A 24,238-nucleotide genomic window follows, 5' to 3' on the forward strand; every position below is an offset into this window, starting at 1 on the left:
GAGTAATTTATGAAAATCAGGTTCCTTTATCAATTAGTTTTAAGTCATTTAGGTGTTATCTTGGTTGCATTTTTATTATTAAGTACCTTATTTACACATTATATTGAAACGGTAGTTTATCAGGATAAATCTAAAGAATTATTATCGTATGGAAAAAATATTCTGCTTGCGTTAGAAAATAATGAATTCGGTCCAGAAAAAGTAATAGGACAATATGAAGAGGTTTTAGCTGGTAGAAACATTAATTTTTCTCTATTTAATCAAGATGGAAATATCCTATATCCTAAAGGACTCCTAGTTCCAGATGTAAAACTAACGGATGTTGCCCTTGGAAAAATTAAAGGTGGTTCACCACTTGTAGTTAAAGATAGGATTAGAGGTTCTAATAACGAAGTTACCCTTGTGGCATTACCTTATTTAATAAATAACAAGTTAGTTGGGGGAATATTACTAACGTCTCCTATTAGTGGCTCTAATGTGATGATAAATCAAATTAATCATTACTTGATTTATGCCATTCTTATAGCCTTATCAGTATCTTTATTATTGAGTTGGTTACTATCTAGAATACACGTTAATAGAATTAAACGTATTCAAAAAGCAACATCAATTGTTTCTTCTGGAGATTATTCTGTAACAATTCCGACTTCCCACTTTGATGAGATAGGTGAACTAGGAAATGACTTTAACCAAATGGTAGACAAAATTAATCGTTCAATGGAAGAAATCAGTGCCTTGGAAAGCAGAAGAAGGCAATTTATGTCTGATGTTTCACACGAATTAAAAACCCCACTTACTACTATATGTGGAGTTTTAGATGGATTAAATCAAAATATGATCCCCGAAAAAGAAAGACAAAATGGGATTGCACTTGTTACTAAAGAAGCAAAAAGATTAATACGTCTTGTGAATGAAAATTTGGACTATGATAAAATCAGGTCCAATCAAATTAAGCTATTTATACAAGAAATTCAAGTGTTAGAGATAATTGAGGTAATTAAAGATCAATTATACATTCAAGCAGCAGAAAAAGATAATGAGATCATTATTGAAGCCGATGAACACTTAATAATTTTTGCTGATTTAGATAGATTACTACAAATTCTCATTAATATTGTTAAAAACAGTATTCAGTTTACAAGTGGTGGAACAATTTTCATTCGAGGGAAAGAAGATGAACAGGAGACAATAATAGAGGTTGAAGACACCGGTATTGGAATCGAAGCAAGTGAAGTGGAAAATATTTGGGGAAGATTTTATAAAGCAGATGTTTCAAGAACCAATAATCCATTTGGAGAATTTGGACTGGGATTATCTATTGTTAAGAAACTTGTAGAACTGCATAATGGTAAAATTGAGGTATTTAGTGTTAAGAATGAGGGTACAAAATTTGTTCTAAGATTTCCAAAAATGAATTTAAATTCATAAATGTAGAATTCATTTGTATAGGTTGATTTTGGATCACATTTGTGAAACTGACTTTGTGACACAAACGCTTATGTATCAACGTTTGTGTCACAAAAATAATAAAAAAAATTGATTAATAGTGTACCAGTGTCATTACAACAACCATATATTAAATTTTTTTACTAAATCAATATGTTTTTTATAGTCCAATTAAAGATATTGGTACAAGCAAATTCTTTGATTTCCCATATTTTAAAATAACAACAAATATGAGGTGATAAAAATTGAGTTCCCATTCCACTCGAAATCGTGATCATCACTGTAAATGTGGACCTGATTGCGATTGTGATTCTGAATATGGTTGTGACTCTCGTTGCAATTGTGGACCAAATTGTAAATGTGGCTCTCGATGCAATTGTGGACCAGACTGTAATTGTGGTTCTCATTGCAAATGCGGTCCAAGCTGCAAATGTGGCCCAAATTGTAAATGTGGCTCCAGCCAAGTCTGGCTCAATTTATAATTGTCGTGCTAACTATAAAAATTGGTATAAAAGAAAGAAGGACTTAAATGCTAGAAAAGAATGACTGGAGACTAACTAACCAAGAATCATCTTTAATCGGTGCACAACTTTACCTTAAAAAGTTTATATCTAGATCAAAAGACCATGAGCACTGTGTGTTTTGTTTGAGAAAGATTATGGATGATAACAGTAAAGATGATTTATACAGAGAAGCGTATACCACACAGGATGAACAGCATTGGGTGTGTAAATATTGTTTTATTGACTTTAAAGATATGTTCAAATGGAAATAATGAAACCCATTCAGCTGAATGGGTTTTGTATATAATGGTTGTTTTTAAGATAGATAGTCAAATCCATCACACTTTTCTTATAATTCTTTTCTCATTGTATAAGTTAACTAACTGTTATGAATCAACCTAAAATAATTTAAAATTAAAATTTACAAGTAAAACCAATAATAATAAAAGAGCAATGAAAACAATGAGATTGACTTTATTTTTTTTATGTGAGTATTCTTTGTGGTTTTTTATTTCTTCATCCATTATACGAAGTAGTAAAACACTTATCGAAAAATCAATTATGTCAATAAAGTAAACTGTGACTTCTGCAGATTGGGGTGACAACATAACTCCTAACATGGCACCCATCATACCACCCATTATTCCTGCAGTTATTCCCTCTAATGAAGCCATTAAAGAAATAGGTCTTCCAGTTACATATCCCACAAAAATGCCTATTAATACAGAAAAAATTGTTGGTATGGCTATATCCTTTTCTTGAATCAGAACACCTATAAAAGTACCTATTGCAATACTTGTCATCATTGAGTTTGTCATACTTCCAATCATGGTTGAAAGATATTTTCTATTTTTGTAAGTATAGTAAGCTACAAAACTTGACAAGAGAAATATTAGCAGAAAGCTAATCGGAAGCAACATTTTGGTACAATCACCTGCTTTCCAAAAAAAGGAGCATTCTTGTTACCCCTTAAGTCAATTTCGTAACTATTTTCCTCATTAGCGAACCCCTAATTATATATTTAATAAATACGTCCCTTACTAATATGATAAATAAAGCTTGTTAATGCATAGTGCATTATTTTGTGTAATAAATTGTGATATGTTGATATTTCTTAACACATATTTCACATTTTCATTTTGTTAATCAAAATATAACGATTAGTGCTAAGTTAGTTTATTTTCTATTGGATCCAGGTTTTTAGTTAAGTTGTTGCTAACCGCAGGTACTAGCATTTGAAACATCAAAATATGTGGAACAATTTCAGAAAGGCTTTGGTGGTGTGATCTCCAAATATAATGAAGCAGATGAAATCATCAATAGAATGAATGGTGAAAGAGGTTGTATATGCCATAGATAGGAGGAAGAGTCGGCTTGAATAATAGAAAGTGCTTTAGCATAGTAATTTCAGTCATATGTTTAATTCTATTTTCATTTCCTCCTTTAATTTATGCACATGCTTACATAATAAAATCCAATCCATATAATAACGAGGTACTCAAACAATCACCACAGAAGGTTTCCATCCAGTTTAATGAGACCATTCAATCAGTAAATAACTCAATTCAAATTTACGATGAAAAAGGTAATCGAGTTGATCAGAAGAATGGGGGTATTAATCCTAAAAACTCAACTATTCTTGAATGCGGGTTAAATCACAACCTTCCTAATAGTGCCTATCGAATCCAATGGAAGGTTATATCAAACGACGGACATCCGGTTCAAGGAGTAATTTCTTTTCAAATAGGTCCTGGAAATAAAGCCAAAGATGGAACGACGGTAAGCCAGAAGTCAAATGGATATACACCTCTTTTAGACCTCATCATTATTCGTTGGATTCAGTATTTTAGCAACGCTTGCTATGTCGGAATCCTTTTCTTTTATCTATTGATAATGCCAAATGAATTAGCACAAAATGAATTTGTTAAAACAAGATTTTTAAGAATAATAAATTTTTCATTTTTATTTTTACTTTTTAGTATTTTATTGAATTTACCCTTAATGGCATCCATTGAATTAACCACATCCTGGAGTAATGTGTTAAATGTCCAAACGTTAATGGACATGGTCAGGAATACAGCGCTCGGAAAAATATGGATTTTACAAGTGGATGATTTGTTTTTCCTATCGATTTTTACTTACCTTTTAAATGCAAAAAAGTTTAATAAACCATTGTTTCCTTGGATTTCTTTCATTTTCGGAATAGGTTTGTTATTAACAAAGGCTTTGACAGGTCATTCTTTTTCACGGCCAAACCCAACGTTGCCAATTGGCATGGATTTTTTACATTTACTTGCAGCATCGATATGGATAGGGAGTTTGGTTGGTATAATCGCTTTCTTTTCATTGAGCAAGATGATGGAAACCAAGAATCTTTACTTTGAAATACTCAGAAGGTTTTCTAAATGGGGAACCGTCATCGTATTAGTTTTAACGACTACCGGTGTTTTTGGAGCTTTTTTAAACATTCCTAACCTTTCTTCACTTGTTTATACCGATTATGGAAATACATTGTTAGGTAAGGTTATACTGCTTGTGGTCATGATCATTATTGCAGCAATAAATTTTTTAAAAGGAAAACGCAAAAAGGAAAAAGGACTATCAACATCATTATGGAGTGAATTAATAACCGGGATGATTGTGTTACTCCTTTCAGTTATATTAACCAATTTACCAACAGCAATGGCGTCTCCGGGACCGGAAAACGTAACGAAAATAGTTGAACATGCAGGTAGCATAACACTGAATATAACACCCAACGCAATTGGTGAAAATACATTACAAGTATCCTTGAAAGATCAAAATGGGCAAGCAATGAGTAATATTGAGCAGGTTACCTTAACCTTAACTTCTATGGAGAGGGGTATGGGAGATGACACCATTACCTTACACAAAGGAACCGATGGTATATATAAAGCGAAGGGTATGGATTTAAATATGGCAGGTCGATGGAACGTCCATGTACACGTTCTAACAAAGGAATTAAATACCATTGATACAGACATTCGAATTATTGTAGGAAGCCAATAAAAATAATAAATTTTGTTAACCCATTAAAAAATTTTTTGATAGCCCTGTCCAATAAATCAACATTGAATATATGAGTGTGCTTACTAATTATGAAGTACGTCCATCATAAAAGAAAAAAATAAAAGAAATACAAAAATTTAGGATGAAATCAAAGCGTTGGGCTTTTAAATACCCGAAAAAATAATCAAATGAGGACATGATTGCTCTCTTGTTTGTTTTATATTTCGATTCAATTAAATCCAAGAAAGAGATTTATCAGGTATTAAGTAGAATTTTTTAGTTATCATGGAACAATTTCAAAAACAGTACCTTGGTTAAAATCAGTCACTTTCATAGAGCCATAAACACCTAAATATAGTCTGGTTTGATCCAGATTCGTTCCCAAACTAACATAATAAGCTGATTGAGGCCCAAAATTATAATCGGTTTCAATAACACTAAAATCATTTAGTTTACCATCTGTTCTTACCCTGCTATAAGCTAAAACCCCTCTAACTGGAGATTGAGATTCTTCAACTCGGGCAAAATCGGTAAACACAACACTTCCCGTTAAATCAGGGATTCCATTCCCCATATATGGCTGCACTCCTGTAAGAGCGGTTCCTCCAAACTTATCAGGCCTTTGATCATTATGAAAATAACTAGTTAAAGGCTGAAGACGCCTCACTGAAGTTTTTAATGCTTCATCGTAATAAGCAATCGTTTTCTCATTCAAAGCCGGATTCTCTGAGCAGCCCCTTATAAACGAAGTAGGAAAAGCACCTTCCCATCCTCGCCATCCAAAGTTAATAAATCCTTCTTCTTCAGATTTCATTAAAGAAGCTTGAATAAGCTGAGTAACCGGTATTGATTTATAATGAAAAAATGAATAAATCGACTCTACCAAATCCTGTCCGACATTTCCCACATATTTGATATATTGATTATAAAACCTTTGAAATGAAATGCCTGGCATATTGCGAACCCCTTTGGCAATTACCGTAAGCGTTTCCTGAATGGGTACGGGAAGTTCATTAAAACGGGTGACCACGGGTGGATTATTGATAAATGTATTCTTAACTACGTCAATTTCAATTATTTTACCGGCTATTTCCATAATATCCTGGCTTAAATTAAATGGATCATAGCCTGATCCACCATCTCCGGTTGTTAAAACAAGTCTTCCTGTTTCAGGTGAAAAGTTTAAGCTATTGACACCATTATGATTTAAAAATGGTCTTCTTAAGTTAAGTAATGTCCGTCGTTTTTGAGGTTGACCATTCGATTGTAAAATCCATTCTTCAACTGTATCAATATGATCATATTGAGTTTCTCTATTTATCCACTTCAGGTTTAAGGTTCTGGGATCACACGGGTTAGGCATAAAAGGTTCAGAAAGAGCACCTGGACCTTGTGTTCCAGCCATTGAAAAATGAAGATAAAACAGACCGTTATAATAAAATTCGGGATGAAACGCTAGACCTAGCAATCCCCGTTCATCATATCCACCCCCAAAATCATATCCACCACCAGAAACACCTAGTTTTATGATTCGCGGGCGAATATCTAAAAAAGTCCTTAAACTTGAGTTTCCTATGTAAAAGATCTCTCCTACCTGGGTTGCAATAAATAATCTTTCAATTGAGTCACCCGGAAGTATAGTTGTTTTCAAAACAGTGGGTAAATTTACCCTACTAACAATGGGCCGTAAACTAACCTTAACTTTTATCAACTAACTTTACACTCCCTCTTATTGTTTTCTTTTACAAGAATATGTTTAGAACTGTTCTATTAGTACCAAAATAGCACCGAGGAATCTGACAAGGCATTACTCCATTTGCCGCACCAGCGTATTTAAAACTAAACATACTTTTCGGATGTGCCCCCCAAAAAAGCTATTTGTTTCGATTGATGAAATGGTACATGAAGATCACCTTCTTCGTATGATTGATAAATATATTAATTTTTCTTTTCTTCTTGAGAAAGTCCGTCCTTTTTATAGTGATGATAGTGACCGTCTCTTGAGGACAGCTTTTGCTTTACCAGACGCGGTTCTTGAACTCAAGAATGCCACATGAAGGCAGTTTTGCATCTAATTGACGTCATACAAATCAAAAGAAAAAATACTTGATATATTCTAATAATTAGACTAGTATGGTAATTATCATAAACTTGCAAAAAATTTAATAGTGTTTTGTTACATATTAGTTAAGATGCCTTTTGGGCTTAATAGGGAATCTGGTGAAAGTCCAGAACTGTCCCCGCAACTGTAAGTGTGGACGAAATAGACAAACCACTGTTTCGTATATTAATAGATATACGAAAACGGGAAGGATCTAAAGTAGGAAGATACACAAGTCAGGAGACCTGTCTTAACTTGTAAAGTTTCGATTTCTTCGGGGGTTGAGAAGATGGAACGTTCGCGGTCAAAAGTACTGTTTCATTAACTTTTCTTAACGCTGACGTTTTATCCGTTCAACTCTTGTTGAACGGATTTTTTGCTTTTCAGATTGTTAATGAAAATTGAATACGTTTAGGATAGGTGCGCATCAAAGGAAAGAATTGCGCTGAAAAGGGAAGTACGGTTAAAATCCGTCACGGTACCCGCCACTGTATGGGGGAGTTTATTGCAAATGTCACTGAAATTTTTTCGGGAAGACGCAATCGAACGATGAGCCTTAGTCAGGAGACCTGCCTGTGCCTAATGACTTCATGAACCTACGGGACCATAGGTAGAAGTGCCGGGAAATATATCATTATTTTATGTGTATTTGCTCTGCACCCCTATGTGTTCATAGGGGTGCTTTTTTGCGTAATAAAAATAGAAGGAGAGTGTTTTATGACAACCTGGAATTTAAATGGGACGAAACACCATGTGCTAATTTGTAACGGCAGCAGCTGCATGAGAAAGGGAGGGGAAGAAGCGACACAAGCCATTCGGAATGAAATCGCTAATTTAGATTTGGATTCATTCATTCATACAACACGGACACGGTGCAATGGAAGATGCAATGATGCCCCTGTTGCCATTGTTTATCCAGAAGGAACCTGGTATAAGAACGTGACGCCGGTAGTGGGAAGTCAGATTGTTCGTCAGCATTTGTCAGGGGGATCCTGTCTTCCGGAATATGTCATCTATCAATATGACCAGGAAGGGTTTATCGCGCCAGAAAGTACTGAATCGATTGAAGGGGTGTTAAAGCCTGTAAAAAGTAATGTCTAGCACCGAACTTTTTTAGATTCATAGGCGACAATTGGAAAGAAATTTTTCGAAGGAGGAGGAACAAGAGTGAAAGGGAAACTGTTGGTTATTGGCTTTGGCCCTGGTGATGAAAAACATATTACCGGACGGGCAAAAGAAGCCATCCAGGAAAGTGATATCATCATCGGTTACAAAACTTATGTCGATTTGATTAAGGGATTAATTGGAGGAAAGCAAATCATCAGTACTGGAATGACAGAAGAAGTAAGCCGGGCTCAAGAGGCAGTGAAACAGGCCGAACTCGGTTACACGGTAGCCGTGATTTCGAGTGGTGATGCTGGTGTTTATGGAATGGCAGGACTTGTCTACGAAGTGTTAATCGAAAAAGGCTGGAAAAAAGCGTCGGGCGTAGAAGTCGAGGTAATCCCTGGTATTTCCGCTATCAACTCGTGTGCCGCATTATTGGGAGCACCAGTGATGCACGATGCCTGTACCATCAGTTTAAGTGACCATTTAACCCCGTGGAATTTAATTGAGAAGCGGATAGAAGCGGCGGCTCAGGCTGACTTTGTGATTGCTCTATATAACCCAAAAAGTGGAAGAAGAACGAGGCAGATCGTGGAAGCGCAAAAAATCCTGTTAAAATATCGCTCTCCAGATACGCCGGTGGGATTGGTAAAGAGTGCCTACCGAGACAGTCAAAATGTCGTCTTAACCAATTTACAAGACATGCTTGAACATGAAATCGGGATGTTGACGACTGTCATCATCGGAAACTCATCTACCTTTTTCTACGATGGCTTAATCATAACCCCGCGCGGTTATCAGAGAAAATATACATTAAATCATGCGATCCAGCCATTGAAACCGCATCAACGTCTACAAAAGGAAGCGGAACCATGGTCATTAGAGCAAACGGAAGATGTTCTGCCATCGAAAAACAAATCAGTGACGGCGATTGCCGTTAAAGAATCACCAAGAGCTCTTGCAGAGGAAGCCTTACAAATGATTCTTGGTGAAATTCAAGTCCATTCTTCCGATCAAGTGGTTAAGCAGGACTTTCAATCGATTTTTGAGATTGCGGTCAGTCCTGGTGTAGCCAATAAAAAATTTACAGCGAAACAGATGATGACCCTTTCCGAGATTGTCGGAGAAGAAGGGTCCATGGAATACACGCAGGACCATTTTATGAAGCTGCAAATTCTAACTACCCAGCCAGATGACATTGTAGAAAAACTAACTTCAACCAATTTTTTGATTGCTCCAGTTGGGGACGTATTAACCGTCAAAGCGTGTGACTTTTGTGACGGAGAAAAAAAGGATTCTATCCCTTTTGCAAAGGAACTGCATGAAAGGCTTGGAGGAATGGAACTTCCAAAGGAATTAAAACTCGGCGTGAACGGCTGCGGTATGGCCTGCTACGGAGCAGTAAAAGAGGATATTGGCCTGGTCTACCGCAAAGGGGCTTTCGATTTATTTTTAGGAGCAAAGACAGCTGGTAGAACGGCCCATCCCGGCCAAATCGTAGCGGAAGGGATCGCACCGGATGAAATCGTCGAAGTAGTGGAGCGGATTGTCCAGGAATACAAACAGAAAGCCTATCCAAATGAACGGTTCTATAAATTTTTTAAGCGGGTTAAGCAAGTTCAAGGTTTCATGCACCAGGACATAACACCGAATATAAAAATTGAAGTTCCAATATGTGGGGAGTAACCGGGCAATCATTAGGATTAGCACAACAAACAAAGGGGGAAACATTTTGAAAGCCATTTTATTTGTGGGTCATGGGAGTAAAGATCATGAGGGGAATAATCAGGTTCGTGAGTTCATCGAAACGATGAGAAGTACATGGGACGATAGCATCCTGATTGAGACGTGCTTTTTAGAATTCGAAAGACCAACGGTGAACCAAGGAATTGAGGTTTGTGTCGCGAAGGGGACCGACCATATTGTGCTGATTCCAATTATGCTCTTACAGGCAGGGCATTCCAAAATTCATATTCCAGCGGCGATTGATGAGGCCAAGAAGAAATATCCATTCGTACAATTTACTTATGGCAGACCGATTGGTGTCCATGAGGAAACATTTGAAATTTTAAAAACGAGATTAACAGAAATTGGGGAGAGCTTGGATCTTCCAGAGGATGATACCGCCGTCCTTTTGTTAGGGCGCGGTGGGAGCGATCCGGATGCTAATAGTGATTTATATAAGATTGCTAGATTATTATGGGAAAAAACAAACTATAAAATCGTCGAACCTGCTTTTATGGGTGTTACCAATCCCCTTGTCGATGAAGGGATTGAGCGATGTATAAAGCTTGGGGCCAAGAAAGTGGTTATCCTTCCATACTTTTTATTTACTGGCATTTTGATAAAACGGCTGGATGAGATGATGAACCTCTTTCAAACTCAATATTCAGCGGTTGAATTTAAATTAGCTGACTATTTTGGTTATCATCCGAAACTGCAGACGATTTTAACGGAACGGGTGGAAGAAGCACTCCGCGATGAGGTGAAGATGAACTGTGATACGTGCCAATACCGCCTGAATGTGATGGAACATATCCATCATCACCACCACCATGATCATGACCATGACCATGATCATGACCATGACCATGATCATGACCATGACCACGATCATCATCATCATCATGACCACGATCATCATGATCATGATCACCATGAACACGCAGTGCAGAAGGTTGGGGATAGAGGATGATTTTAGTATTAGCCGGAACAAGTGATGCACGAGCTCTTGCTTTGGAAATAAAGAAGGATGGCTTTGATCCCCTTGCTACGGTTGTCACTGAAAATGCGGCAACTGAATATAGGGAGACCGGGATCAAGGTTCAAACAGGAAGATTAACCGATGAAGAGATGGTGCGTTTGATTGAGACGAAAGGAATTCAAGCCATCGTCGATGCAAGTCACCCTTTTGCCGAAGAAGCTTCCAAAAACGCGATTCATGCGGCTAAAACGGTGGGAATCCCCTATATCCGTTACGAGCGGGAGTCGCAAACGTTCCAATATGAAAAGATGCGAGTTGTCGATAGCTATGAGCAAGCAGCGGAGATCGCAGCCGCCAAAAAAGGTGTTGTGATGCTGACGACCGGCAGCAAGACCCTTCAGATCTTTACGGAAAAGTTATTAGGCGACCCTGAAATCCGCTTAATCGCCCGGATGTTGCCGCGCGTTGAAAATATGGAAAAATGCGAGCAACTAGGCCTGCCACAAAAAAATATTGTCGCTATCCAGGGCCCATTCTCAAAAGAGTTCGACCAAGCGCTTTATCAGCAATATGGCGTGACTTTAATGGTGACAAAAGAGAGTGGGAAAGTCGGATCGGTCGATGAAAAGGTCGAAGCGGCAAAGGAACTGGGAATTGAGATCATCCTGATAGCCCGTCCAAAACTTAATTATGGAACGGCATATGCCAATTTTATCGATGTCATTCAGGAATTACATAAAAAGGTTGGTTTCACCCCAACCGTCACAACACAACATTCATTTTAGTATAGGAGTGAGAGAAATGGATTTTCGTACCGAATTTAAACCGTTAACGGTCCAACCTGAACAGATTGAGGGAAGAAGTTTTGAAATGATTAATGAAGAAATTGGTGAGCACCCTTTTACTGAGGAGCAATATCCGATTGTCCAGCGCATCATTCATGCGTCAGCTGACTTTGAACTCGGAAAAAGCGTCCTCTTCCATCCAGACGCCATCCAATCAGGAATCCGGGCAATTCGAAGCGGGAAAAAAGTGGTCGCGGATGTTCAAATGATTCAAAGCGGAGCCAATAAAGCACGGATTGAAAAGTACGGTGGAGAAATCAAAGTGTATATTTCCGACCCCGATGTCGTGGAGGAAGCCAAACGCTTAAATACTACAAGGGCGATTATCTCGATGCGCAAGGCGATTAAAGAAGCGGACGGCGGGATCTTTGCGATTGGAAATGCCCCAACAGCCCTATTGGAACTAATCCGCCTGATTAAAGAAGGGGAAACGAAACCAGGTCTTGTCATCGGGCTACCGGTTGGATTTGTTTCCGCCGCTGAATCAAAGGAAGAACTAGCCAAGTTGGATATCCCATTCATCACCAATATAGGCCGGAAAGGCGGCAGTACCGTTACCGTTGCGGCATTAAATGCTATTTCCATTATGGCGGACCGGGGATAACCCATGCAGGAAGTACCAAAAGGAAAGCTTCGTGAGGGATATACGACCGGGGCATGCGCAACGGCTACAACCAAGGCGGCGCTTACGGCATTAATTACCTGTGAACCGCAGACAGAGTCAACCATTTACTTACCAGTAAAGCGGTTTGCTACTTTTCATATCGAAAGCTGTGAGGTCACAGAACAAGAAGGGACAGCCAGTACGATTAAAGACGCGGGGGATGATCCTGATGCCACCCACGGGGCCTTAATCGTTTCAACCGTGTCGTGGTCAGACGTACCCGGCATCGTGCTTGACGGGGGTGTCGGGGTTGGCCGGGTCACAAAGGACGGCTTGCCCGTTCCCGTCGGGGAGGCAGCGATAAACCCTATGCCACGGAGGATGATCCGTGAGACGGCGGAAGGGGTTTTAAAAGAATTTGGCATTACGAAAGGGATTAAGATTGTGATTTCTGTACCAGACGGTGAAGAAATTGCCAAAAAGACCCTCAATGGACGCTTAGGAATTATCGGCGGAATCTCAATACTCGGGACTCGCGGGATTGTCGTCCCCTTTTCAACAGCAGCCTATAAGGCCAGTATCATTCAGGCCATCAGTGTCGCCCGGGCGAGCGGCTGTGAGCATATCGCAATTACGACGGGTGGTCGGAGCGAGAAATATGCGATGAAGCAATTCCCCGAACTCCCTGAGGAAGCCTTTATCGAGATGGGAGACTTTGTCGGCTTTACCCTTAAACAGTGCAAAAAGCAAGGGGTAAAAAGAGTTTCGATGGTGGGTATGATGGGGAAATTTTCTAAAGTTGCGATGGGCATCATGATGGTTCATTCGAAAAGTGCACCTGTAGATTTTGAATTTTTAGCTGAGGTTTCAAGCCGTTCAGGAGCAGATGCCACTCTTGCCGAGGAAATTAGAAAGGCGAATACCGCCTCACAGGTTGGAGATTTGATGGCAGCACAGGGCCATCTATCCTTTTTTGAACTGTTAAGCGATAATTGCTGTCTTGCTGCCTTGAAAGAAGTCGATGGCGGGATTGAGGTAGATACGACCCTTTATACGATGAAGGGGGAATTATTAGGAAAGGCGGTGCGAAATGGTGGTATCGATTAAAATGATTGGCATTGGGGATGAGGGGAAAGAAAGCTTGCTCCCAATGTATGAAAAATGGATTTATGAAAGTGATGTATTAATAGGAGGAAAGCGTCAACTTTCCTTTTTTTCTGAATTCCAAGGCGAAAAAATCGTCATTGAGAGCGGACTTTCAACACTCGTGGAACGGTTGCAGTCGGAGACAAGAAACGTTGTCATTTTGGCCTCTGGCGACCCTTTGTTCTATGGAATCGGAAGCTATTTATCTACAAAAATTGATTTGGAAATCTATCCTTACTTAAGTTCTGTCCAGCTTGCCTTTGCCAAAATGAGAGAGAGATGGCAGGATGCTTATTTCACTAGCGTTCACGGCAGGAGTATGAAAGGACTGGCCCAGCGGATTGATGGAAAAGAGAAAGTCGCGATTTTAACAGATACGGAAAATTCCCCGAATAAAATCGCTCAGTATCTCCTTTCCTTTGGTATGACTGAATATCAGGCGTTTGTGGGAGAGAACTTGGGAAGTGAACAGGAACGATGTCGCTGGTTCAGTCTCGACGGAATGAAGGATGCGGAGTTTTCACCGCTCAATGTCGTAATACTTAAGAAAACAGGAGAAAATCCTAAGTGGTCCACCGGCATTGACGATGAGGAGTTTTATCAGCGTAAACCGGATAAAGGTTTAATCACAAAAAAAGAAATTCGTACGTTAAGCATCAGTGCCTTACGGTTAAAGGAAGACAGCATTGTTTGGGATATTGGTACGTGTACGGGTTCTATCGCGATTGAAGCGGCTAAAATCGCCCGGGAAGGACAAGTCTTTGCGATTGAAAAGAACGACGGAGACCTAGAAAACTGCAAACAAAATTTGGCTAAATTCCGCGTCGATGCCACAATCGTTCATGGGAAAGCACCAGAGGGATTAGATACCTTCCCCAATCCAGATGCAGTCTTTATCGGCGGGACAGCTGGCGGGATGGAGGAAATTTTGGATATCTGCTGCAGCTGCTTGAAGGAGGGTGGACGCATCGTCTTAAATGCCGTCACCATCGAAAATCTTTCGGAGGCCATGGCGGCGTTTAAACAGCGGAGTTATCACACCAATATTACGCTCGCACAAATTTCCAGAAGTAAGCCGATTTTGAATCTTACAAGATTCGATGCGTTAAATCCGATATACATAATAGAAGCTTGGCGTCAGGAAGGGGAGTTAAGATGTTAGGGACATTATACGGCTTAGGGGTCGGCCCGGGGGATCCGGAACTGATCACCGTAAAGGCGTTTCGAAAATTAAAGGAATCACCAGTCATTGCCTATCCAAAGAAACAAAGGGGTAGCAAAAGCTATGCCCATCGAATCATTGATGCCTATATTCAGCCGAATGAAAAGGAGATGCTGGGCCTTGTCTTTCCGATGACAAAGGATCCGGTGACATTGGAAAGAAAATGGACGGAAACAGTGGAAAGTGTCTGGGAGAAGCTGCAGGAGGGGAAGGATGTTGCTTTTGTAACAGAAGGAGATCCCCTGCTTTACAGTACTTTTATCCATATGATGCGCCTCATGCAGGAGAAACATCCGGAGGCCCCGATTGAGGTAGTCCCTGGAATTTCTTCAATAAATGGAGCGGCCTCAAGGCTCGGGATTCCATTAGCAGATGGTGATGAGCATGTGGCGATTGTTCCGGCTCGGGATGACTATGAAACAATGAAAAAAGTAATCGAAGAGAATGATTGTGTCATTTTTATAAAAGTAGCGAAAGTAATCGATTTAATGCTGGAAGTTTTACGTGATTTAGGTCTGCTTCACAAGGCTTCGGTCGTTACAAAGGTGACATCGGATGAAGAGATTATTTGGCGGGCTGACGAGCTGGAAGGAGCCGAGCTTGAATACTTAACGTTAATGGTGGTGAGGAAATGAAGTTATATATCATCGGAGCTGGTCCCGGGGATCCGGATTTAATTACGGTAAAAGGACTGCAGCATCTTCAGGATGCAGACGTTGTCCTATATGCAGACTCCCTTGTCAACGAAGAATTGATTGCCAAAGTGAAGCCGTCTGCGGAAGTGCTGAAAACTGCAGGTATGCATCTGGAAGAGATGGTGGACATTATGGCCGACCGCATCAAGCAAGGTAAAAAGGTTGTCCGGGTTCATACCGGAGATCCAGCGGTCTATGGGGCAATCATGGAGCAAATCGTTCTTTTAAAAAAGAAGAACATAGAAGTAGAAATCGTTCCGGGTGTTAGCTCCGTTTTTGCCGCAGCTGCGGCGGCACAAGCCGAGTTGACGATTCCCGATTTGACGCAAACCGTGATCCTGACAAGAGCCGAGGGCCGGACCCCGGTGCCGGAATTTGAAAAGCTTGCGGATTTAGCGAAACATCATTGCACGATTGCACTCTTCTTAAGTGCGACGTTGACGAAAAAGCTGGTTAAGGAATTGACCGGGGCCGGTTGGAGTAAGGATACCCCTGTTGCGGTCGTCTATAAAGCTTCATGGCCGGATCAAAAAATTGTCCGGACGACACTTGAACGGTTGGACGAAGATATGCGGATAAACGGGATTCGCAAGCAGGCGATGATTTTGGCCGGCTGGGCCTTAGACGAAAACATTCATGACCGAGATTACCGTTCAAAGCTCTATGACAAAACGTTTACGCACGGATTCCGCCGGGGGGTGGAGGCTTGATGATCGAGCTTCAGGAAGCGCAAAAAGCCCAGATTAAGCAGAAGGGTAACTATGCTGTTGTCGCGATTACAAAGCATGGGGTAGAACTGGCCCGTAAGCTGGGAAATACGTTTCAAAATGCCGACGTGTACTATATGGGGAAATTTGAAAAAGGGGATGAGAAGGAGAAGGAGATACAATTATTCACGGGCAGTGTCCGCCTCCTTCTGCCTTCCCTTTTCGAGGCATACAAGGGACTGATCATCATTATTTCCCTTGGAGCTGTGGTGCGTATGATCGCTCCCCTGTTAAAGGATAAAAAAACAGATCCTGCCGTCGTCGTGATCGATGATAAGGGTGAACATGTGATAAGCGTGCTGTCAGGACATATCGGGGGCGCTAATGAACTTACGAAGGAAGTAGCAGCCGCGCTTAAGGCTCGTCCCATCATTACGACGGCTTCGGATGTCCAGGAAACGATTGCTGTTGATTTGTTCGGGAAACGGTTTAGCTGGGTCTGGGACTCGGCAGAAAAGCTGACTCCGGTGAGCGCTTCAGTCGTGAATGAAGAAAAAATCGCCGTCGTTCAGGAGTCGGGTGAAAAAGATTGGTGGCAATATGGCCGCCCGCTCCCAGAAAACATCAAGTCATATCAATCAATTACCGAAGCGCTTGCGGCAAAGCCGGATGCGGCACTTGTGGTGACTCATCGGAACTTATCAGATGACGAAAAGCAAATTTTACATAATGGTGTCTTATATCGGCCAAAGGTAGTTGTCCTTGGGATGGGCTGCAACCGTGGTACTTCCACAGAAGAAATTGAAGCAGTGATCGACGAAACGCTTGAAGAATTAAATTTTTCGAAAAAAAGTGTCAATGCACTATGTACGATTGATTTAAAAAAGGATGAAGCAGGGCTGTTGGAAGTGGCGAATAAAAACCGCTGGGAGTTTATTTATTACATACCAGATGAACTAAATTCCATTCCAATTAAGAACCCTTCAGAAACCGTCTTTAAATATACCGGTGCATACGGCGTCAGTGAACCAGCTGCACTGCTGTACAGCGGCGCAGAGACCTTAGCGTTAATGAAAAAGAAATCAGGTAATGTAACCATTTCAGTAGCGGTCATTCCCTATTGATTAAGGAGGGATATGGAATGTCAAGTCGCCGACTTGTGATTGCAGGGACAGGTAGTGGTGTCGGGAAAACAACATTGACGATTGGGCTTATGTCGGCTTTAAGGAAAAAGGGGTATACCGTCCAGGGCTTCAAATGCGGTCCGGATTATATTGACCCCACCTACCATACAGCAGTAACCGGGAGAATTTCGAGAAACATAGACAGCTGGATGCTCAACCATGAGATGGTCAAGGAGATTGTCATCCGTGCGAGTGAAGGTGCGGATATTTCCATCATTGAAGGAGTTATGGGATTCTTTGACGGAAAAAATCCATTGAATAATACTGGCTCGACAGCTGAAATCAGCCTTATTACGGAAAGCCCGGTGATCCTCGTGGTCAATTGTGCCAGCATGGCCCGAAGCGCCGCCGCCATCGTCAAGGGTTTTCAAGAGTTTCTCAAGGAAGCAAATATTGTCGGCGTGATTGCCAATCGGGTAGGCAGTGAAGGCCATTTTAAAATCGTCAAAGCCGCGATTGAACAAGAGTGCGGGATATCTGTCCTTGGGTATGTGAAAAGAAATGATGAACTTACGATCCCGGAACGGCATTTGGGGTTGATCCCTTCCGTTGAACGAGGAGAATTGGATCCATTTTTTGACCAGCTCGGCGATTCAATTCTTGAAACCATAGATGTTGAGACTTTATATGAGTTAGCAAAAGCCACTCCTCTGAAAGTTAAAGAATCACAGTTTAGGAGAAAGGAAAGGGCAACCGTAAGAATGGCGGTTGCAAGAGATGCTGCCTTCAATTTTTACTATCAGGAAAATCTTGACATGCTTGAAGCTTATGGAGTTGAACTGATCGAGTTCTCCCCATTAAAGGGGGAGACGTTGCCGGAACAGGTCGATGGCTTATATATCGGAGGCGGATTTCCCGAGGAATTTGCTCAAGAACTGGCTGAAAATACACGTGTAAAGAACTCGGTTCAATCCGCGATTGAAAATGGGCTGCCAACCCTGGCCGAATGCGGCGGTTTTATGTACTTAACCGAATCGTTGGAAACAACTAATGAAAAGAAATATGAGATGGTCGGGATCATTCCCGGTGCTGTGAAAATGCAGCCTAAGCTGGCCGCCCTCGGATATCGTGAAATCACAGCAGAGGAAGGAAATTTCTTGTTAGCAGGAAATCTGACAGCCCGAGGACATGAATTCCACTACTCCACCTTTCAGCCAAGAACCGATTTTCAGCCTGCCTTCCAAACGAAAGGAATGCGCGGCTTTAAACAAGAAGGATATCGAAATGGCAATTTAATCGCTGGTTATACCCATTTTCATTTTGGCTCATGCCCTGGTCTTGTCGAAAATTGGGTGAACAAATGTAAGGAGTTCAAAAAAAATGGCTAAGGCGCTTCCACTAATGTTCCAAGGAACTAATTCCGATGTCGGCAAAAGTGTCGTCGTCACGGCCTTTTGCCGGATTTTCGCCCAGGATGGACATAAAACGGTCCCGTTTAAATCACAAAATATGGCGTTAAATTCCTATATCACCATAGACGGAAAAGAGATAGGAAGAGCCCAAGGAGTTCAGGCAGAAGCGGCAGGGATTATGGCAACTACGGATATGAACCCGATTTTACTCAAGCCGAACAGGGATAATCAAGCACAGATTGTCGTCCATGGAAAACCGTACAAGAATATGGAAGCAGGTGCGTATCGCAGGGAATTCTTCCAAACAGGATTGGAGCTCATTCAGCAATCGCTTTCCACCCTGTCAGAAAGATATGAACGGATCGTCATTGAAGGGGCGGGCAGTCCGGCCGAGATTAATCTGAATGACCGGGAAATGGTCAATATGAGGGTTGCCAGAATGGCGGACGCCCCTGTGATCTTGATTGGGGATATCGAAAAAGGCGGGGTGTTTGCCAGTTTAGTAGGAACCCTTCAGCTGATGGAACCGGAGGACCGCGATCGGGTAATTGGCGTCATCATCAATAAATTCCGCGGCGATATCCGCCTGCTGGAATCCGGATTAACGTGGTTTGAGGAATATACAGGAAAACCAATTCTCGGTGTGGTCCCTTATATGGAGAATTTAAACATCGATGCCGAGGATTCGGTGATTTTAAATCAATATACCTCTGTCCGAAATGCCGAAAAAGAACTCGATATTGCTGTCATCCAGTATCCGAAAATCTCCAATTTCACCGATGTCGATCCGTTTTTTGCCGAGCAGGATTGCCACGTCCGTTTCATCACAAGGGCGGATCAATTGCACGAGCCAGACTTGGTGATTCTCCCCGGCAGCAAGAATACCATTGAGGATTTACTGTTTTTACGAAAAAGCGGCATCGCCCAAAAAATAGCGGAATTACAGAAAAAGAAACATACCATGATATTCGGGGTTTGTGGCGGCTATCAAATGCTCGGTGAAAAAATCGCCGACCCATTTGCGATCGAATCACTCAATCAAGAAGTCGAAGGACTTCGCTTCCTGCCAATCAAGACGGCATTTACGAAAGAAAAGAAGACCGTATTATCGAATGGATCCTTAAACCTCTACGGAAAAAGTTTCAACGTGACAGGTTATGAGATTCATATGGGAGAAACGCGTGTGACGGTAGAGTCGCGGGGGTTAATTGAAACAAAGAACGGATGGGATGGCTGTAAAGCCCTGGACGAAAAAATCATCGGCACCTATTTTCATGGGATTTTCCATAATGATGAATTTCGGAAGGAACTGCTCAATCAGATTCGCCAAATAAAGGGACTAGCACCGATCTATCAGCGCGTATCGTTTAACCAATTGCGCGAGGAAGCGTTTGATCGGTTGGCGGACCATGTAAGAGGAAATGTAAAACTCGATGTCATTGAACAATTAATGAAAGATTACCAAAAAAGGGGGATTACCCAATGAATGGTTTGAAAACGTCTATTCAGCCTCTGGATATAGAAATGGGGCAACAGGTTCGCAATTATCTCGATACCTTAACGAAACCACCCGGGAGTTTGGGCAGATTAGAGGAGTTAGCGATTCAACTAGCAGAAATCACTTCTGAAGCATTTCCTGTCGTGTCGCCAGCAGGCGTGATTGTGTTTGCCGGGGATCACGGAGTGGTTGAAGAAGGAGTCTCCGCTTTCCCGCAGGAAGTGACCGTGCAAATGGTAATGAACTTTTTAAACAACGGTGCAGCCATCAATGTCTTTAGCCGACAAATTGGAGCAATGTTTGAAGTAGTCGATATCGGTGTTGCTGCCGATATTGCGGCTGAAAGTGTCGTGAAACGAAAGGTTCGCTATGGTACAAATAATTTTTGCAAACAGGATGCGATGACGAGAGAAGAAGTCGAACTTGCCATCTCTGCCGGATATGAACGGGCTGAAAACATGATTCAGCAAGGATGCAAATGCTTAATACTTGGTGAAATGGGAATCGGCAATACCACTCCGAGCAGTGCGATCTTAGCAGTTTTAAGCGGTCAGGACATCAGTAAGCTTGTCGGAAAGGGAACAGGGATTGCCACAGAAAAAATCATCCATAAACAAGAGGTGATTGTACGGGCACTAACGGAAAGAAAGCCTGATCGGAAGGATCCGATCGATATTTTAGCCAAAATAGGCGGCTTGGAAATAGCCGGAATGACAGGAGCGATGCTGGCGGCAGCAGCGAACCGGATCCCGATTTTGGTCGATGGGTTTATTTGTACGATTTCTGCCCTGTTGGCAAGGGGAATTTGCGATTCCGCCAGTGATTATATGATTGTCGGGCATCGTTCCGTTGAACCGGGGCACGAAATTGCCCTTAAGTTATTAGGAAAGAAGCCACTGCTAGATTTAGATTTGCGTCTAGGAGAAGGAAGCGGGGCAGCGGTCGCCTTTCCAATCTTACAATCGGCGACATTGATGCTGAAAGAAATGGCCACCTTTGCATCTGCTGGCATTTCAAAAGAGTAATAGTAAAAGGAGAAAAATTATGACTAAAGGAAAAGTGTATCTTGTCGGTGCCGGTCCGGGAGATCCCAAGCTAATTACAGTCTATGGGATGGATTGCATCCAGCAGGCCGATGTGATTTTATATGACCGCCTAGTGAATGAAGAACTGCTAAAATACGCAAAACCGCATGCTGAGCTGATTTTTTGTGGCAAACAGCCGGGAAAACATCACATCATCCAACAACAAATTCATGAACTGTTACTTGAGAAAGCCACGGAAGGGAAGACGGTTACTAGATTAAAAGGGGGCGATCCCTGTATCTTTGGCCGCGTTGGGGAAGAAGCAGAATTACTCGCTGAAAACGGCATCAGCTATGAAATCGTGCCGGGGATTACATCCGGAATCGCCGCACCTGCCTATGCCGGAATTCCTGTTACCCACCGCGATTATGCTTCCTCTTTCGCCATCGTCACCGGTCACAGCCGGGCGGAAAAGGAACAGGATGAATTGAATTGGCCAGCCCTCGCCCAAGGGATCGATACGATTGCCTTTTACATGGGGGTAGGGAATTTAAACTATATATGTACTAGGTTAATAGAAAATGGAAGAAGCCCTGAAACGAAAGCTGCGATTATTCAATGGGGGACGAGTGACCGTCAGAGGACGATTACCGGAAGTTTAAAAGATATCGAAGAACGCGCCCTTGAAGCCGGCATCGCCCATCCAGCGATAGTCCTTGTTGGCGATGTTGTTGGTTTAAGGGATAAGTTGCGGTGGTTTCCAGAAACGGAAGTAAAACATGCAGCAGGTATAGGGAGGGAGTAAGATGTCGATTATAGCGGAAATCAAAAATCGGAGAGCGATTCGTGATTATGCGGCACGAGAAGTCGAAGATGAAAAGATTCACACCTTATTAGAAGCCGCGACATGGGCTCCAAATGACCGGATGCGAGAACCATGGGGCTTCTATGTGATTAAAGGGGAAGCCAAAAAACGCTATGAGAATTTGGCCAATGAATATTTGCAGGAACGCTTTCCGACGAAACCAAATTTGATAGAAAGCTCATTAAAGGTACTGGAAACGACACCAGTTCACATTGTTGTGACAGCCGACATCGTTCCAGGGGATGAAGAAGCCTCAATCGATAATGAATATGCAGTATGCTGTGCCATCCATTCGATGTGGCTTGCCGCAAAAGAATTGGGCTTGGGACTGGTCTGGCGGACAAGGGGTGTAGGTCTGGTTCGGGACGAGAGAATGTACGAGTTTATCGGATCACCGCAAAATAAAAAAATCATCGGAAACCTGTTTATCGGTTATCCGGATGACGAAGCGCTAAAAAAAGCCAAAGCACCGGCCCGCACTTCATTTGAAGAAAAAACAGTCTGGCTATAACGAGGAGGAAATGAGATGACAGGGTTAGTAGAAGACAAAGCCAAGCGCGGATTAACTTTAGTATATACCGGCGATGGAAAGGGAAAAACGACGGCGGCCCTTGGGCTCGCCATCCGGGCTGTCGGAAGAGGGAAACGTGTGCTCATAATTCAATTTATTAAATCACATGAAAGAACGTATGGGGAAAAAATCACGTTCGAAAAATTGGGGATTGAAATTGTTCAAACAGGAGTGGGCTTTACCTGGACGAAAACACCAGAGGAACATCGGGAGGCCTTAAAAACAGCATGGGCCTTTACGAAGGAAAAGGTGCTGTTTGGCGGATTCGATGTCGTGATTTTAGATGAATTGAATAATGCTCTGGCTATCGATAAATTTCCGATTGAGGATGTCCTTCCATTAAACGAAGTCCTTGAGTTGATCCATCACCGACCAATGGGGATGCATCTGGTGATTACGGGACGGTCTGCCAAGGAGGATATCAAGGCATGCGCTGATTTGGTAACCGAAATGAGGCCAGTGAAGCATTATTATAATGAAGGAATTCCTGCGGTGAAAGGAATTGAGTTTTAATGTCCTACATAGAAAAGTATGGACATGGCGGAGACCTGCTTACTGCCCGTCAGCTTTTTCACAAAGATACCACCCATCTGTTAGATTTCAGTGCCAATATCAATCCACTCGGCCCGCCTCCTAGAGTAATAGAGTTGTTAAAGGAGGGAATGGATTCCATTGTCCATTATCCCGATCCTGCCCAGCGAGTCCTAAAACAAAAGCTGGCGGAGAAGCATTTAGTTTCACCGGAACAGATTTTGATAGGCAATGGAGCAGCTGAGTGTATCGCACTGGTCATTTTGGGTTTGCAGCCAGAAATAGCGGGAGTGAGCTATCCTTGCTTTTCGGAATATGAGCAGCTGTCAGCAGCCTATGGCGTAAAAATTAAGCCATGCTATGGTAAACTTGCAAATGATTTTAAGCCTGATCATTCGGAGCTTCTCCAGTTGATTGCTGAAACCGATATTGTTTTTGTTGGACATCCCAACAATCCCACTGGTGTCACTTTTTCAAGAGATGAACTGTTCGAGATGGCAGAACAGGCAGAGAAGACAAGTACATATTTAGTAATAGACGAGGCATTTATTGATTTTCTTCCGATAGAAAAACAAATTACCCTCCTTGGGGAATTAAATCGATGGAAAAAGGTTATCATCATTCGCTCGATGACAAAGTTCTATGCGATTCCCGGTCTACGGCTTGGATATGTCCTGGCTCATCCAGACCTCATTGCTAAAATGCAGGAGAAACAAGTAACGTGGAGCGTAAACCAAATGGCCTTGATCGCCGGAGAAGCTGTCCTTAATGAAAAGGAATACGAGGAAGCAACGATTGCCCTGATTGACGAACAAAGAAGCTATGTAAAACACTACATCGAATCGAATTTAAGGTGGAGGGTATTCCCGGGACAGGCTAATTTTCTGTTAGTAAGAACGACAGATGAGATCACATCGGCTGATTTACAGTGGCTCATGGGACAAAAAGGAATCTTAATCCGTTCCTGTGCGATGTACCCGGGATTAACGAATCACGATTTTCGAATTGCGATTCGAACGGAAAAAGAAAATCAGTGCCTTGTCCAAGCCTTAATCGAAGTAAGCAAAGAGGGGAGTAGACTGTAAAGGTCATGAAAACAACT

General features: G+C 41.9%; 23 protein-coding genes and 2 riboswitches. Of the genes, 21 read left to right on the forward strand and 2 right to left on the reverse strand.

Translation table 11 applies throughout. The features are described 5' to 3' along the window. Window positions 1–9 precede the first annotated feature (9 nt). The 3 genes from BN1082_RS15620 to BN1082_RS15630 all read left to right on the forward strand — a co-directional run bounded on the left by BN1082_RS15620 (window position 10) and on the right by BN1082_RS15630 (window position 2,221). Complete coding sequence (locus BN1082_RS15620) at window positions 10–1,428, forward strand: sensor histidine kinase (RefSeq protein ID WP_090635534.1); 1,419 nt, start codon at window positions 10–12, stop codon at window positions 1,426–1,428. A gap of 288 nt (window positions 1,429–1,716) precedes the next feature. Further along, window positions 1,717–1,992: a hypothetical protein gene (locus BN1082_RS15625; RefSeq protein WP_090635536.1), complete on the forward strand. Its 276-nt coding sequence runs from the start codon at window positions 1,717–1,719 to the stop codon at window positions 1,990–1,992. Beyond that, window positions 1,976–2,221 (forward strand): hypothetical protein, encoded by a 246-nt coding sequence (locus BN1082_RS15630; protein WP_090635538.1) that lies wholly within the window; start codon window positions 1,976–1,978, stop codon window positions 2,219–2,221. The genes BN1082_RS15625 and BN1082_RS15630 overlap by 17 nt, the downstream gene beginning before the upstream one ends. A gap of 126 nt (window positions 2,222–2,347) precedes the next feature. On the opposite strand, the gene BN1082_RS15635 is transcribed toward BN1082_RS15630, so the two are convergent. Beyond that, entirely contained in the window at window positions 2,348–2,767 is a 420-nt protein-coding gene (locus BN1082_RS15635) for a hypothetical protein (RefSeq protein WP_176699825.1), read from the reverse strand. A 556-nt stretch (window positions 2,768–3,323) separates the two neighbouring features. Here BN1082_RS15635 and BN1082_RS15640 point away from each other — a divergent pair. Next, complete coding sequence (locus BN1082_RS15640) at window positions 3,324–4,979, forward strand: FixH family protein (protein WP_090635543.1); 1,656 nt, start codon at window positions 3,324–3,326, stop codon at window positions 4,977–4,979. 283 nt (window positions 4,980–5,262) lie between these two features. Here BN1082_RS15640 and BN1082_RS15645 read toward each other — a convergent pair whose 3' ends face one another. Beyond that, window positions 5,263–6,690, reverse strand: a complete 1,428-nt coding sequence (locus tag BN1082_RS15645) for a PQQ-dependent sugar dehydrogenase (RefSeq protein ID WP_090635546.1) — start codon at window positions 6,688–6,690, stop codon at window positions 5,263–5,265. Between the two features lie 462 nt (window positions 6,691–7,152). Continuing rightward, window positions 7,153–7,347: riboswitch (cobalamin riboswitch) on the forward strand. A 134-nt stretch (window positions 7,348–7,481) separates the two neighbouring features. Next, a riboswitch (cobalamin riboswitch) is annotated at window positions 7,482–7,671 on the forward strand. A 126-nt stretch (window positions 7,672–7,797) separates the two neighbouring features. Between BN1082_RS15645 and BN1082_RS15650 the strand changes: the two genes are divergently transcribed. The 17 genes from BN1082_RS15650 (at window position 7,798) to cobD (ending at window position 24,221) form a co-directional block, all read left to right on the forward strand. Then, window positions 7,798–8,181: a (2Fe-2S) ferredoxin domain-containing protein gene (locus tag BN1082_RS15650; RefSeq protein WP_090635548.1), complete on the forward strand. Its 384-nt coding sequence runs from the start codon at window positions 7,798–7,800 to the stop codon at window positions 8,179–8,181. A 66-nt stretch (window positions 8,182–8,247) separates the two neighbouring features. Then, window positions 8,248–9,873 carry a precorrin-3B C(17)-methyltransferase gene (gene cobJ, locus BN1082_RS15655; RefSeq protein ID WP_090635553.1) on the forward strand — a complete coding sequence of 542 codons (1,626 nt, stop codon included), beginning with the start codon at window positions 8,248–8,250 and terminating at the stop codon, window positions 9,871–9,873. Between the two features lie 46 nt (window positions 9,874–9,919). Further along, complete coding sequence (locus BN1082_RS15660) at window positions 9,920–10,882, forward strand: sirohydrochlorin chelatase (protein ID WP_090635555.1); 963 nt, start codon at window positions 9,920–9,922, stop codon at window positions 10,880–10,882. Then, a complete protein-coding gene (gene cobK, locus BN1082_RS15665) occupies window positions 10,879–11,676 on the forward strand; it encodes a precorrin-6A reductase (protein ID WP_090635557.1) in 798 nt (265 codons plus the stop codon). The genes BN1082_RS15660 and cobK overlap by 4 nt, the downstream gene beginning before the upstream one ends. Window positions 11,677–11,692: 16 nt before the next feature. Next, the gene (locus tag BN1082_RS15670; RefSeq protein WP_090635560.1) at window positions 11,693–12,340 is read left to right on the forward strand and encodes a precorrin-8X methylmutase; all 648 of its coding nucleotides are present in this window, start codon (window positions 11,693–11,695) and stop codon (window positions 12,338–12,340) included. Between the two features lie 3 nt (window positions 12,341–12,343). Beyond that, window positions 12,344–13,447, forward strand: a complete 1,104-nt coding sequence (locus BN1082_RS15675) for a cobalt-precorrin-5B (C(1))-methyltransferase (RefSeq protein WP_090635562.1) — start codon at window positions 12,344–12,346, stop codon at window positions 13,445–13,447. Continuing rightward, window positions 13,431–14,648 (forward strand): precorrin-6y C5,15-methyltransferase (decarboxylating) subunit CbiE, encoded by a 1,218-nt coding sequence (gene cbiE / locus BN1082_RS15680; protein WP_090635564.1) that lies wholly within the window; start codon window positions 13,431–13,433, stop codon window positions 14,646–14,648. The genes BN1082_RS15675 and cbiE overlap by 17 nt, the downstream gene beginning before the upstream one ends. Beyond that, window positions 14,642–15,343: a precorrin-2 C(20)-methyltransferase gene (cobI, locus tag BN1082_RS15685; RefSeq protein WP_090635567.1), complete on the forward strand. Its 702-nt coding sequence runs from the start codon at window positions 14,642–14,644 to the stop codon at window positions 15,341–15,343. The genes cbiE and cobI overlap by 7 nt, the downstream gene beginning before the upstream one ends. After that, on the forward strand, window positions 15,340–16,113 hold the full coding sequence (gene cobM / locus BN1082_RS15690) for a precorrin-4 C(11)-methyltransferase (protein WP_090635569.1): 774 nt from the start codon (window positions 15,340–15,342) through the stop codon (window positions 16,111–16,113). The genes cobI and cobM overlap by 4 nt, the downstream gene beginning before the upstream one ends. Beyond that, window positions 16,113–17,234 carry a cobalt-precorrin 5A hydrolase gene (locus BN1082_RS15695; RefSeq protein WP_090635571.1) on the forward strand — a complete coding sequence of 374 codons (1,122 nt, stop codon included), beginning with the start codon at window positions 16,113–16,115 and terminating at the stop codon, window positions 17,232–17,234. Before cobM ends, BN1082_RS15695 begins: the two co-directional genes overlap by 1 nt. 17 nt (window positions 17,235–17,251) lie before the next feature. After that, a complete protein-coding gene (locus tag BN1082_RS15700) occupies window positions 17,252–18,622 on the forward strand; it encodes a cobyrinic acid a,c-diamide synthase CobB (protein WP_090635574.1) in 1,371 nt (456 codons plus the stop codon). Further along, window positions 18,615–20,132 carry a cobyric acid synthase gene (locus BN1082_RS15705; RefSeq protein ID WP_090635576.1) on the forward strand — a complete coding sequence of 506 codons (1,518 nt, stop codon included), beginning with the start codon at window positions 18,615–18,617 and terminating at the stop codon, window positions 20,130–20,132. Before BN1082_RS15700 ends, BN1082_RS15705 begins: the two co-directional genes overlap by 8 nt. Beyond that, a complete protein-coding gene (cobT, locus tag BN1082_RS15710; protein WP_176699826.1) occupies window positions 20,129–21,169 on the forward strand; it encodes a nicotinate-nucleotide--dimethylbenzimidazole phosphoribosyltransferase in 1,041 nt (346 codons plus the stop codon). The genes BN1082_RS15705 and cobT overlap by 4 nt, the downstream gene beginning before the upstream one ends. Window positions 21,170–21,188: 19 nt before the next feature. Continuing rightward, complete coding sequence (gene cobA, locus BN1082_RS15715) at window positions 21,189–21,974, forward strand: uroporphyrinogen-III C-methyltransferase (protein ID WP_090635578.1); 786 nt, start codon at window positions 21,189–21,191, stop codon at window positions 21,972–21,974. A 1-nt stretch (window position 21,975) separates the two neighbouring features. Then, entirely contained in the window at window positions 21,976–22,545 is a 570-nt protein-coding gene (locus tag BN1082_RS15720) for a nitroreductase family protein (RefSeq protein WP_090635579.1), read from the forward strand. Window positions 22,546–22,560: 15 nt separating this feature from the next. Continuing rightward, a complete protein-coding gene (gene cobO, locus BN1082_RS15725; protein WP_090635580.1) occupies window positions 22,561–23,118 on the forward strand; it encodes a cob(I)yrinic acid a,c-diamide adenosyltransferase in 558 nt (185 codons plus the stop codon). Next, complete coding sequence (gene cobD / locus BN1082_RS15730) at window positions 23,118–24,221, forward strand: threonine-phosphate decarboxylase CobD (RefSeq protein ID WP_090635582.1); 1,104 nt, start codon at window positions 23,118–23,120, stop codon at window positions 24,219–24,221. Before cobO ends, cobD begins: the two co-directional genes overlap by 1 nt. The last annotated feature ends 17 nt before the right edge of the window (window positions 24,222–24,238 follow it).

The sequence above is a fragment of the Neobacillus massiliamazoniensis genome (assembly GCF_001048695.1).
GTDB lineage: Bacteria > Bacillota > Bacilli > Bacillales > Cytobacillaceae > Neobacillus > Neobacillus massiliamazoniensis.